The sequence below is a fragment of the Bacteroidia bacterium genome (assembly GCA_016218155.1).
In the GTDB taxonomy this organism is placed as follows: Bacteria; Bacteroidota; Bacteroidia; order Bacteroidales; family GWA2-32-17; genus GWA2-32-17.
The window spans coordinates 52,735-65,815 of record JACREQ010000029.1 but is presented as its reverse complement, the minus strand read 5'-3'; the positions used below and the strand labels follow the sequence as shown (position 1 = coordinate 65,815).

Below are 13,081 nucleotides of genomic sequence, written 5' to 3'. Positions count from 1 at the left end.
TATTAATAATCTTATATACTGTGCGATCATTATTCTTTTTTATAGCTCTCGCTTTTTTTTCTTTTTCGTGTAGAAAGGAAAAAGAGCCGTTGTTGATTTTTATTAGTCCAACTCAAAGTACTTATAACCTTAGTCCTGAAGATATTTTCAGAGTAGAGATTACTAGCTCCTCAGGGTATGAACTTAAAAAGTTGAAAATTACTCAAAGGCAGGTTAATTCAATATCAACTAATATTTTAGATTCAGCGATTTCTGGAAGTAAACTATCTTATACTTTTGAATATAAAGTTCCCGCTGGAAATGATACAACACAGTATGTAATTGAAATTTCAATTTTCGATGTGTCAGGAGAAAAAATTTCAGCAGGATTAGTAGTTAATGTTTTTCCAGAAGATTTATTACTTGAAGAAACTGCTGGTCATGAAATGTTTTCGCGGGCATCTACAGGATTTGATGCTTATAATTTAGCAACTGGTAATCCATTACATTCTGAATCTTCTGATTCCTCAGAAATGAATATTTTGGATTTAACAAATGACACAATAAATCCGAATGTTCTTTTACGAAAGTGGGGATCTCCTGCTGGTAATAAGTTTGTTCGTTTTACAGATTTTGATTATCCAAATGCTACATTTAGTATGTTACGTAATTCGTATGATGCTGGAATAAAAAATACCTTTATGGAAAATATTTCAAACGGAGATATTATACTTACTAAAATTGGTAATCCAGCAATTGATACAGGTTATGTTGCCATAAAAGTGGTTCTTATATTAGATGAAGATTCAACTCAGCTTGACAGATATATTTTTAATATTAAAAAGCAAAAAAGATGAAATATATTTTCATTATTATAATATTATTTGTTAGTATTGTTGTTTATTCTCAGTCAATTGATGTAAGAAGATCTGTTTGGGGTGCCTCTTCTGCAGATGTTAAAAAAGTTGAGCTACCTTTAGTTCCTTCTTTAGAAAAGGATAGTAATTGTATTTCTCAGAAACAGGCAAATAAAATAATCTCATATTCAAATGTAGTAGTTGAAAAACAACTTGCACAAATAGATTATTTTTTTAGAAATGATAAATTAATTGCAATTAGTTTTACAATTAACCAAAATAAAGACTCTGTATATTCAGGTCTTTATTCTAAAATTAATAAAGTGCAGGGAATTTTTAATAAATTTGTGCAGGTAAAAGGTATGAAGCCTGTTTATTGCTGGACATACGACAATGGAAGCTTTAAACAGCAATCAAGAAAAACAGCATGTACATTTTCTGACAAAACAACAGCAGAAGAATTAGAACAATATGGTTTAACTATACAAATTGTAAATAGGGCATTATTTGTTCTTGGAAATGACAGGTCATTGGCTTCTTTTGAATTTGATGTTAAAGATAAAGAACGGAATGTTCTTTGCTGGATTAATTTTACTCCAACAAATACTGTTGAACAACAAATACTATCAACTGATTTTTAAAAATTTTTTAGCTATGAAAAAATATATAATTATTCACTTGGCGCTTTTGTTTCCCGTATTACTTTTCAGTCAATCTTATATTGAAGCAAAATGGGAAAAATATTTTGGAGGTAGTTATGACGATAAAGCCAAAACTGTTATTTCTACCGAGACTGGATTTTTGCTTGCTGGTTGGACGCGTTCTTCTGGTAACGGAGGAAAGGATCTGTTAGTTGTTAATCTTGATAAAGAAGGAAATAAAATTTGGGAAAAAACTTATGGATCAACAGAAGATGATTCTGCAAATGTTGTAGTTTCGAATGGGAAAGATGGTTTTGTATTAGCAGGAGTAACCACAGTTAAAGAATCCGGTTATACTCACATCTGGTATATTGGTATTGATAAGAACGGAGAAAAAAAATGGGATAGAATTCAGGGTGGTGCAACTTTAGATTGTGCAAAAGAAATAATACCAACAAAAGATGGAGGATGTCTCATTATTGGAGCCCTAGAAGCTAAAGGCGATCATGATCGTGATATGTTGGCTTTAAAAGTAGATAGTAAAGGAAATAAAGAATGGCATGCAACATTTGGAGGCAGATATTATGATGATATGGCTTATGGTGCTGTTCCTTTAACTGATGAAGGTTTTATTCTTGTTGGCTATACAAAATGTAAAGGTGCTGGTGAAGAAGATCTGTACGTTGTTAAAATTGACAAGTATGGAACAATGAAATGGGAAAAAACATTTGGTGGTGCCGGTTCAGATATTGGACGTGATATTTCAGCCACTTCTGACGGAAGGTTTATAATTTGTGGGTCTACCCGTTCTAAAGGTTTTGGAGAAGAAGATATGTATGTTATTAAAATTGATAATATAGGTAACATTGAATGGGAGAAAACGTTTGGTGGATCTGCAACTGATATTGCTAATGCGGTTGTTTGTACAGCTGACAAAGGCTGTGTTGTTGCCGGTTATACAAAGTCGAAAGGTAATGGTAAAGAAAACTCTTATTTAATCAAACTTGATAATAAAGGTGAAATTTGTTGGGAAAGAAGTTTTGGAAAAAAGCAATGGGATGTTGCAGAATCAATAATTTTGCTGCCTGATAATGGATATCTCGTTGCAGGTTGTTCTGAATCTATGGCAGGTGGAGAGTCAGATATGTGGGCGCTTAGAATTTCTGATAACACTGAACCTGTAATTAAAATGTATGTTGAAAAGAAATTATCTGATTGGGAGAAAAAGGGACCTGGTGAATCTGATCAGGATCTTGCAGCAAGAATATCTCCGTTAAATAAAGAAAACAAACTAACAGAACTTCGTAAAGAAGCCATGATATTTTATAGTAATGAAGATGGATCATTAGCTCAAAATACTGCCACTCAGAATCAAAACAATATAGATGAACCATTGTACCGTGGTGGTGGCGATCCTTTAGCTGGTATGAATGTAAAAAGTACTGCTAACAAACAACCTATTCAAATAGGAAATTATTATGCGTTAATAATTGGAATTGATAATTATACAGGAGAATGGGCAAAACTAAAAAATGCTGTTGCCGATGCAAAAGCGGTTGAGAATTTATTAAAAACAAAATATCGCTTTAATAGTTTCCGTACTTTATATAACGAACAAGCAACACGAGATAATGTTATTAAAGAATTTGAATGGTTAGTGAAAAATGTTAAGGCAACAGATAATTTGCTGATTTATTATTCAGGTCATGGTGAATTTAAACAAGAACTTAATAAAGGTTATTGGGTTCCAGTTGATGCTGCTACAATGTCTACATCTAATTTTATTTCGAATAATGATATTCAGACTTTCTTAAGTGGTATAAAGTCAAAACACACTCTTTTAATTGCTGATGCTTGTTTTAGTGGTGATATTTTCAGAGGCAAAACAGTTTCTGTTCCTTATGAAAATTCTGATAAGTATTATGAGAAAGTGTATAATCTGCCATCAAGAAAAGCAATTTCATCAGGCGGTATAGAACCTGTAATGGATGGTGGAAGAGATGGTCATTCTGTTTTTGCATATTATTTATTAAAGACACTTAATACAAATACAAGTAAATATTATGATGCAAGTCAGCTTTATGATAATATAAAAATTCCAATAGTAAATAATTCGGAGCAAACGCCTAATTTTAATCCTATAAAGGATAGTGGCGACGAAGGTGGACAATTTTTATTTATACTTAAATAGAATATGAGACTGCCACTTTTGGCAATATTGTGTAATTTGTTGTTAGGTTGCTTTACTGTCTCTGCTCAGCAAAATAATTTCAGAATGTTTTCTTTAGAAGACGGGCTTCCTCAATCAGAAGTCCGTTCTATTTTTGAAGATTCGCGAGGCTATTTATGGGTAGGCACAAATTCAGGTGGCGCTGCAAGATTTGATGGTATTCATTTTACAGTTAAAAATAAAAAGTCCGGACTAATTGGGAATACCATCTATTCAATGATAGAAGATAATAAAGGTCAACTATGGTTTGGTACAGATGAGGGAATTTCTGTTTATGATGGATTTAGAATCATAAATTATTCGGTTAAAAACGGACTTTCAAATAATCTTGTTTATAAGATTTTTGAAGATTCTAATGGAAATATCTGGGCTGCAACAACAGGCGGGGGTGTTAATATAATTAGTGTTAAGTCAAATGATTCTTTAGATGTAACAATTCTCAATAAAGATAATGGACTTTCTGGAAATTTTGTTTTTGATTGTGTCGAAGATAAGTTTGGTAGAATATGGTTAGCTACTTATGAAGGTGGAATCAGCGTTGTTACAATTTCAAAGAATAAAAAAATAAGTATTAAGATAGTTCCTGAACAAAAACTTCCTTCACCTAATTTACTTTCTTTTGGAAAGACTCCTGATGGAGATATTTGGGCAGGGACAGTTAATATGGGTGCATTTCTTGTTTCTTATTCTGATACCATAAATTTTTCTGTAAAAAAGAAAATAGATTTTTCAAATGGTTATGAAAACAACAGAACCTGGAAAATTTATACAGATGAAAAAAAGAGAACCTGGTTTGCAACAGATAAATCAGGTGTTATTAGATTAAATGAAAATGGCAGCTTAACTTCTTTCTCCGACAAGCAAGGTTATCCAAATAATCAGGTTCTTACTATATTTGAAGATTCTGAAAATAATTATTGGTTTGGAACAATGGGCAGTGGCTTATGTAAATATTATGGCGATTATTTTGCACATTACACTGCAAAAGAGATTCTAACAGAGAAGATATATGCTGTTGCTCAATCAAAAGATGGAACTTATTGGATTGGTACTGGTGGTAAGGGTTTAGTTAAACTAAAATTTGATAAAAATAACAATCCGGTTATTAAAATATTTAACGAAAAAGATGGATTGTATGATCCTTCAATTAACTCAATTGCAATTGATAAAAACGGCGTGTTATGGCTTGCAACATCAAGTGGTATTTTCAGCTATAATAATCAGGTTTTTACAAATTTTACAACAGATGATGGTTTAGTTGATAATCGTGTAAATTGTGTTTTTATTGATTCCCGAAATCGCTTGTGGTGTGGAACAATGGGAGGACTTAGTAAATATGATGGCAAGTTTTTTAATATAGATGAAGAAAAATATGGATTAATAAATAATGAAGTTCAAACAATAACAGAAGACAAAGAAGGTACTGTCTGGATTGGAACACTTGGTGGAATCGCTCGTTTTAAAAACAATGAAATGACTGATTTTGATGAAGAGGAAGGGTTAATGGATAAAAAAATTAAATGCATCGTTTGTGATCCAACAGGTAATGTCTGGATAGGCTCATTTGGAGTAGGTGTTTACTTATATGATAAAAGAAAAGAAGGCCAAAAGAAAATTGTTCTAAAGGCGGATGAAGATTTTTTAAATACAGGAAATATTTATTCTTTAATCTTTTCAAATGATACTACTTTAATTATTGGTACCGAAAATGGGATGAAGATGATAATAATGGATAGAAATTATAAATTTAAACGAATTTATAATTTTGATAAAACTAATGGTTTTATTGGTATTGAAAATAATCTTAATGCTATTCTTAAAGATAATCAGAACAATATTTGGTTTGGTACCGCAAAAGGGTTAACTCGATTTTCGCCCTCACTATATCATGCTAAGAATGTTGCACCTAAAACCCATATTGTTGATTTAAAGTTGTTTTACAAATCCATTGATTGGTTATCAAAAGCAGATTCTGTTACTCAGTGGTCTAAAATACCAAATGATTTAGAACTTTCATATACTGACAATCATTTAACTTTTTGCTTCGAAGGGATTTCACTCACAAATCCGGAAAAAGTAAATTATCAATGTATGCTTGAAGGGGTTGATAAAGAGTGGTCGCCGCCAAGGCAAAACAATGAAGCACAATATCCTGGACTGGAACCTGGCGAATATACTTTTAAAGTAAGAGCATCAAATGAATTTGATACATGGAATAGTGAACCGCAAATATTTCATTTTGTTATAAATCCTCCTTTTTATCGCACATGGTGGTTTTATACTATATGTTTAATTTTTATTGTGTCAATAATTATTTTGTATATTAAATGGCGTGAAGCAAAACTAAAGCGCGACAAAGCAGTTTTGGAACAAACTGTAAAAGAAAGAACAGCCCAGGTTGTTAAACAAAAAGAGATTCTTGAGGTTCAAAAGCAAGAAATAACAGACAGTATTCATTATGCAAGTCGTATTCAAAGAGCAATACTTCCAGCAGAATCATTAATAAACTCAATTCTAAAAGATTATTTTATTCTTTATAAACCACGTGATATTGTTAGTGGTGATTTTTTCTGGACAACCTTAAAAGACGATAAAATTGTGCTCACTGTTGCGGATTGTACAGGGCACGGAGTACCCGGAGCTTTTATGAGCATGTTGGGGGTATCCTATTTAAATGAGATTGTAAATGAAAAAGGAATTGTTAATCCTGACGAAATTTTAAATAACCTAAGAGCTAATATAATTAATGCTCTTCAGCAAAAGGATACAATGGGTGGGAGTAAGGATGGGATGGATATTGCCCTTGTGTCTATTGATATAAAGAAGCAAATTATTAATTATGCAGGTGCTAATAATTCATTATTAGTAGTTCGCGAAAATCAACTTAATGAGATAAAGGCGGATAAGATGCCTATTGCTATTTATCTTAAGATGGATAGTTTCTTAAATCATGAGATACCTTATCAAAAAGGTGATGTTATTTATCTGTTTTCGGATGGTTATACTGACCAGTTTGGTGGTCCAAGAGGAAAGAAATTTATGTCAAAACATTTTAAAGAGTTTCTACTTTCAATACACGATTTACCAATGATTACTCAACAACATAAGTTGGATCAGAAAATAGAAGACTGGAAATTGGAAAGCAGCCAATCACAAAACGATGATATTTGTGTTATTGGTTTAAGGTTATAAGATTTGTTAATTCAACAAATTCATCAACTGTAAGTTGTTCGGCGCGTTTACTAAGCAAAGGATGCGAAAGTGCATTTGAAGTACCGATTGCTTTTAAACTGTTTGATAATGTTTTTCTTCTTTGGTTAAATGCTGCTTTAACAACACTAAAAAACATTTTCTCGTCACAGTTAAGGTTTTCACGATTATTTCTGGTTAATCTTATAACAGCAGATTTAACTTTTGGTGGGGGAGAAAAAACTTTCTCGTTAACTGTAAATAAATACTCTATGTTGTAAAATGCCTGAAGAAGTACACTTAAGATACCATAAACCCTGCTTCCAGGCTTTTCTGCAATTCTTTGAGCAACCTCTTTCTGAATCATGCAAATTACTTCGTCAATCTGATTTCTGTTTTCAAGAACTTTGAAGAAAATCTGGCTCCCAATATTGTATGGGAAGTTTCCAATTATTGCAAAATTATCAGAAAAAAGATCTTTAGTATTTATTGTTAGGAAGTCAGCATGAATGAGCTGCTCAGGTTCCAGTTTAAAGTTTTCATTAAGAAACTGTATCGATTCCCTATCAATTTCAACGAGTTTAAAACTTTTATAATTTTTTTCGAGAAGGTATTTGCTTAACACACCTTTACCAGGGCCAATTTCGAGAATATTCTCTTTGTGATTAAGGCTATCTACAATTTTTCGGGCAATATTCTGATCAATTAAAAAATGTTGTCCAAGGCTTTTTTTAGGTCTAACATAGCTCATAATATATTTTTACGCTGTACCCCTTAATACGTCTTTAAGTTTTTCATTTTGTGAAGGACTCCCGAGTACGAATAACTTGTCGTCGCTATGAATTAAAGTATCTGCAGAAGGGTTAATAATATAATTTCCATCACCGGTTCTAATTCCAAGAATATTAGCGCCTGATGCATTTCTTACATCAAGATCGCGTATAGATTTATTAATAAAAACAGAATGTGAACAAGAAACCTCATCTACTTTAATATCTCTTTTTTGCTGTAAGAATATATGTTCCATAAATTCTACAACATCTGGCTGTACTACCAGTTTTGCCATTCTGTTTCCACCAATTTTATCAGGCATAATTACATTATTAGCACCAGCTCTTTTTAATTTCTTTATAGCATGATTATCGCTTGCTCTTGAGACTATTGTTATTTTGTTGTTAAGTTCTTTTGCTGTTAGCACAATATAAAGATTGTCTGCATCATTTGGCATAGTTGTTATTAGTGCTTTGGCTGACTCAATATTTGTTTCTCGTAATACATCTTCATTTGTTGCATCACCTTCAATAAACAATATATCAGGATTAATTTTAAGTTGCTCTGTAATTTCAGTAGCTTTTTCAATAACTACTACTTTTTCATTGTGTTCTAACAATTCTCTTATTGTTTCGGTTCCGTTATTTCCGTACCCACAAACAATAATATGCCCGTTTAGTTTTGAGATTTTATTTTTCATTTTAGCAAATAGAAAATAGTTTCTAAAAAAACCTTCAACCATGAATTTGGTAAAGGTAGTAATTACATAACCGAAACAGCCAAAACTTAATATAATAAGTAATGAAGTAAATATTTTTCCACTATCGCTAAGTGGTTTTATTTCACGAAACCCTACAGTACCAACAGTTTCTATAGTCATGTAAAATGCATCAAGAAATCTGTAATTCTCGATAAACATATAACCAAAAATTCCTAAACTAATAATGCCCAGAATTAATCCTAACAAAACATAAATAGATCTGAAACTTATTTGTTTTTTCATATTAATTGCTTTGTTGATCTGATTATTGTTGTTCCAGTCTGGCATTTCAAACACTTACGATTCATACAATAATTATTGTAAAGTTGTATTAATGCCTGAGATTCCAAAGCATTTTTAGCTTTAATATTAAGACCATTCCATTGGTTAATAATTGTATTTTTTTCGGCTGGTAATTGTTCTAAAAATTTTAATGCTCTTTCAGAAATTTCCTCTTTTCCTTTTTCCTTACCATAAATGAAAAGAAAAGGAATAACAGTATTAATTATAAGTATTTGAATAGATTCTTTCCCTAAAGTTTTTTCTTCGTTAGGCGAATGTTTTTCAAATGCATAATGTGTATCCCAATATTCTGATGCTTTTAATGAAAATAAATCTATTAGGGAAGTCAAACTTTTTTGTTCAATAATTTTTGAAAACAATGACGAGGATTGATGAATAAGTGATGCGAATTGTGCAATTCTAATTGTTGGAAAGTTAACAGGTCTAACTCTTAAAAATTTCCATACCGAAGGCTGTAACGGTGTTAATGCAAACTTTGTTTTAAGAAAAGTGTATTCACTGTTTAATGTTCTGATGTAAGAATGTTCTGACTTTTTAGGGAGTAAACCCGACTGTCCAAATAAAATAGCCTCTATTTGAAGTAAATTATTTTTTTGTTTTGCTAAATCTTTTAAATTAACAGACTCTGCAAGCATTAAAAATGGTTGATTATTTACTCTGAATCCAAAGTTTTTTGCAATATTAATATAAAAAACTTCTTCCCAGTTATTTCCCCTTTTTAAAAGATCTTGTTTAATTAAGTCCGTTTTATTTTTTAGCCTTTCAACTGCAAGAGAGGTAAAATACAGACTAAAAAAATTTGTGTCAATATTTTTTATATGTCTTGAACAGGCAATTTTATTAGCCGAACCATAAAGTTTATGGTAATTCTCTAAAGCAATTTTATTATAATTTAATTTAATAGTAGGTAATGGTAAATTGTTTATTGAAATATCAGTATCGTATTCTTCAACAATGTGTAGAATAACATTGTTATATGCTAAATCATTTGAATGTTTATGCTTTTTCCAGTCTGAAGCTCTTAAATGTATTTCTACATTTCCTGCCCATTCAATTCCGTTAATTCTAATTCGTGCATTAAAAAAATCGGGTCCTGCATCTGTATTATATTGACCAGTCGAAATAATGTCAATTTCTTCACCTGTAAAGGCCTTTAGCTTCTCTCGTTCAAAAAGTCCGAATTGCCAAACAAAGTGAAGAAAATCTTCAGTCATATTATATAATCTTATGTTCCTTTAGCAATGTCTCCATTTCAATTTGAACTTTTTGTGCTTCTTCAGAAGCGCGTTCTGCAAATTTCTCAGTTGAATCGGCAAAAATAATTGCACGTGAGGAGTTTACTATTAAACCGCATTTTGAATTCATTCCATATTTTGCAACTTCACTTAAACTTCCGCCTTGTGCGCCAACACCCGGCACTAATAAAAAATGCTCAGGTACTAATTTTCTTACATCAGTTAGCATCTCAGCACGTGTAGCACCAACAACGTACATCATTTGATCAGCAGTAGCCCATTTCTGAGATATTTTAAGAACTTTTTCAAATAGTTTTTCCCCTTCTGGATTAGTCAGAAACTGAAAGTCATTTGCTCCTTTGTTTGATGTTAGCGCTAACAAAATAACAAATTTTCCGGGATATGATAAAAACGGACTCACGCTATCTTCTCCCATATAAGGAGCAACTGTAACAGCATCAAAAGGTAATTTTTCGAAGAATGCCTGTGCATACATTTTTGATGTGTTTCCAATATCTCCACGTTTTGCATCTGCAATAATAAATATCTCAGGATAAAAATCTTTAATGTATTTAACTGTTTTTTCAAGGCTTTGCCATCCGCTAATACCAAGGCTTTCATAAAAAGCAAGATTTGGTTTATAGGCAATGGTATATTTTGCAGTAGCATCAACAATTGCTTTGTTAAATGCATAAACAGGATCATTAGTTTGTTTTAAACAAGCCGGAATTTTATCAAATTCAGAATCAAGTCCAACACACAAAAAGCTTTTTTTATTTACAATTTGTTTAAATATATCTTGTGAAGTCATAAAATGTTTTTTATTATACAATAATCAATTATTCTAAATTTCTGATTCTTTCATTTTTTCAGCATTTTCTGCCATTTGAAGCTTGCTGATTAATTCATCAATATCACCATTAATTACAGCGTCTAAGTTATATAAGGTAAGATTTATTCTGTGATCTGTTACACGATTCTGAGGGTAATTGTATGTTCTGATTTTTGCAGATCTATCACCTGTTGAAACCATGGTTTTTCTTTTGGCAGCAATTTTATCCATGTGTTTTTGATACTCCATATTATAAATTCTGGTACGGAGTTCGCCCATTGCCTTTTCGTTATTTTTAATTTGCGATTTCTCGTCCTGACAGCTTACTACAATACCTGTTGGAATATGTGTAAGTCTAACCGCCGAATAGGTTGTATTTACTGATTGTCCGCCTGGGCCACTTGAGCAAAAAGTTTCTTTTTTAATGTCGTTTTGATTTACAACAATATCAAATTCTTCTGCTTCCGGAAGTACAGCAATTGTTGCAGCCGAAGTATGAACTCTTCCCTGAGTTTCAGTTTGAGGAACGCGTTGTACACGGTGTACACCCGATTCGTATTTTAGAATTCCATAAACACCATCTCCTGTTACTTTACAGATTAACTCTTTGTACCCGCCAACAGTTCCTTCAGAAAAACTTGTAACTTCAACTTTCCATTTTTTATTTTCGCAGTATTTGTTATACATTCTGTACAAATCACCTGCAAAAATTGAAGCCTCATCACCACCAGTTCCTGCTCTAATTTCAAGAATTGCATTTTTGAAATCTTCAGGATCTTTAGGTAGCATCAGTATTTTAATTTCTTCTTCAATTCCTGTAATTTTTAATGTTAATTCTTCAAGTTCGGCTTTTGCCATATCGCGCATCTCTTCATCCTTTTCATTAGCGATAATTTCTTTTGCACTCTGTATATTACTTAATGAGTCAATATATATTTTATATGACTGAATAAGTGGTTCGAGATTACGGTATTCTTTACTTAAAGAAATAAACCTTTTCATATCAGAAATAACTTCAGGATTTGTAAGTTGCTCTCCGATTTCGTTGAATTTTATATTTATTGAAGCTAGTTTATCTAGAATTACATTGTCGTTCATCTTAATTTATTTTAAATAAGTATACTCACCATATTGGCTTGAAATAGTTAGTTTTTTTCCTTCAAATTGTTCACAGTGCCCAATTATTTTTGCATCAATGTTAAATGAGTTTGAAATTGAAATTATGTCGTTTGCAAATTCTTTTTTAGTGTATATTTCTAATCTATGCCCCATGTTAAATACTTTGTACATCTCTTCCCATGGTGTTTCTGATGCAGATTGAATTACAGAAAAGAGTTTTGGTGTGGGGAAAAGATTATTTTTAACTATGTGCAGATTATTAACAAAGTGGAGAACTTTTGTTTGTGCTCCTCCTGTACAATGAACCATTCCATGGATATTACCCTTATGCATCTTAAATATTTCATTTATTAAAGGTGCATATGTTCTAGTTGGAGATAGAACCATTTTGCCCGCGTTTAATGGGTAATCAGGTATTGTTTCTGTAAGGGTATGTTTTCCTGTATAAACTAAATTGCCCGATATTGCTGGGTTATAGCTTTCAGGGTATTTTGATGCAATGTAATTTGAAAAAACATCATGTCTGGCAGAAGTCAAACCATTACTACCCATTCCGCTGTTATACTCAGTTTCGTATGTCGATTTTCCATCAGAAGCAAAACCAATAATTACGTCATCGGGTAAAATGTTATGATTTGAAATGATGTCTGATTTTTTCATTCTGCAAACTACTGTAGAGTCTAATATAATTGTTCTGACCAAATCCCCTACATCTGCTGTTTCACCCCCAGCTGAATAAGCCTCAATGCCTAAGTCGCGAAGATCTGAAAGAACTTCTTCGAAACCATTTATTAAGGCAGAGATAACTTCTCCTGGTATAATGTTTTTATTTCTACCTATTGTTGAAGAAACAATAAATGGCCCTGTAGAACCAATGCATAGCAAATCATCAATATTCATAATAATTGCATCTTGTGCAATGCCTTTCCATACAGATAAATCGCCTGTTTCTTTCCAATAAAGGTATGCTAAAGAAGTTTTTGTGCCGGCACCATCAGCATGCATTGCTATGCAATAATTATTGTCATTTGTTAAATAATCTGGTAGAATTTTACAAAAGGCATTTGGGAAAAGCCCTTTGTCAATATTCTTTATTGCATTATGGACATCTTCCTTGGCTGCTGAAACACCTCGCTCACTATATCTTTCGTTCTGGCTCATTTTA

Annotated in this window: 10 protein-coding genes; 4 read left to right on the top strand and 6 right to left on the bottom strand. The window is 32.0% G+C overall.

The window, feature by feature from the left end; all coding sequences use genetic code 11:
• Positions 1 to 92 precede the first annotated feature (92 nt).
• The 4 genes from HY951_03845 to HY951_03830 are packed head-to-tail and all read left to right on the top strand — an operon-like array spanning position 93 to position 6,899.
• Positions 93 to 836 carry a hypothetical protein gene (locus HY951_03845; protein MBI5539165.1) on the top strand — a complete coding sequence of 248 codons (744 nt, stop codon included), beginning with the start codon at positions 93 to 95 and terminating at the stop codon, positions 834 to 836.
• A complete protein-coding gene (locus tag HY951_03840; protein MBI5539164.1) occupies positions 833 to 1,477 on the top strand; it encodes a hypothetical protein in 645 nt (214 codons plus the stop codon). Before HY951_03845 ends, HY951_03840 begins: the two co-directional genes overlap by 4 nt.
• Before the next feature lie 13 nt (positions 1,478 to 1,490).
• Positions 1,491 to 3,668, top strand: a complete 2,178-nt coding sequence (locus tag HY951_03835) for a caspase family protein (GenBank protein ID MBI5539163.1) — start codon at positions 1,491 to 1,493, stop codon at positions 3,666 to 3,668.
• Positions 3,669 to 3,671: 3 nt separating this feature from the next.
• Positions 3,672 to 6,899 (top strand): SpoIIE family protein phosphatase, encoded by a 3,228-nt coding sequence (locus HY951_03830; GenBank protein ID MBI5539162.1) that lies wholly within the window; start codon positions 3,672 to 3,674, stop codon positions 6,897 to 6,899.
• Here HY951_03830 and rsmA read toward each other — a convergent pair.
• Genes rsmA through HY951_03800 form a run of 6 tightly spaced genes read right to left on the bottom strand, consistent with a single transcriptional unit; the run spans position 6,880 to position 13,077 of the window.
• Complete coding sequence (gene rsmA / locus HY951_03825; protein ID MBI5539161.1) at positions 6,880 to 7,647, bottom strand: 16S rRNA (adenine(1518)-N(6)/adenine(1519)-N(6))-dimethyltransferase RsmA; 768 nt, start codon at positions 7,645 to 7,647, stop codon at positions 6,880 to 6,882. The two genes, HY951_03830 and rsmA, sit on opposite strands and share 20 nt — an antisense overlap.
• A 9-nt stretch (positions 7,648 to 7,656) precedes the next feature.
• A complete protein-coding gene (locus HY951_03820; protein ID MBI5539160.1) occupies positions 7,657 to 8,670 on the bottom strand; it encodes a potassium channel protein in 1,014 nt (337 codons plus the stop codon).
• Positions 8,667 to 9,944: a DUF2851 family protein gene (locus tag HY951_03815; GenBank protein ID MBI5539159.1), complete on the bottom strand. Its 1,278-nt coding sequence runs from the start codon at positions 9,942 to 9,944 to the stop codon at positions 8,667 to 8,669. The genes HY951_03820 and HY951_03815 overlap by 4 nt, the downstream gene beginning before the upstream one ends.
• Position 9,945: 1 nt before the next feature.
• Positions 9,946 to 10,776, bottom strand: coding sequence for an orotidine-5'-phosphate decarboxylase (gene pyrF, locus HY951_03810; GenBank protein ID MBI5539158.1), 831 nt, complete (start codon positions 10,774 to 10,776; stop codon positions 9,946 to 9,948).
• Positions 10,777 to 10,809: 33 nt separating this feature from the next.
• Entirely contained in the window at positions 10,810 to 11,895 is a 1,086-nt protein-coding gene (gene prfA, locus HY951_03805) for a peptide chain release factor 1 (GenBank protein ID MBI5539157.1), read from the bottom strand.
• Positions 11,896 to 11,901: 6 nt separating this feature from the next.
• Positions 11,902 to 13,077, bottom strand: coding sequence for a phosphoribosylformylglycinamidine cyclo-ligase (locus tag HY951_03800; protein ID MBI5539156.1), 1,176 nt, complete (start codon positions 13,075 to 13,077; stop codon positions 11,902 to 11,904).
• Positions 13,078 to 13,081 lie beyond the last annotated feature (4 nt).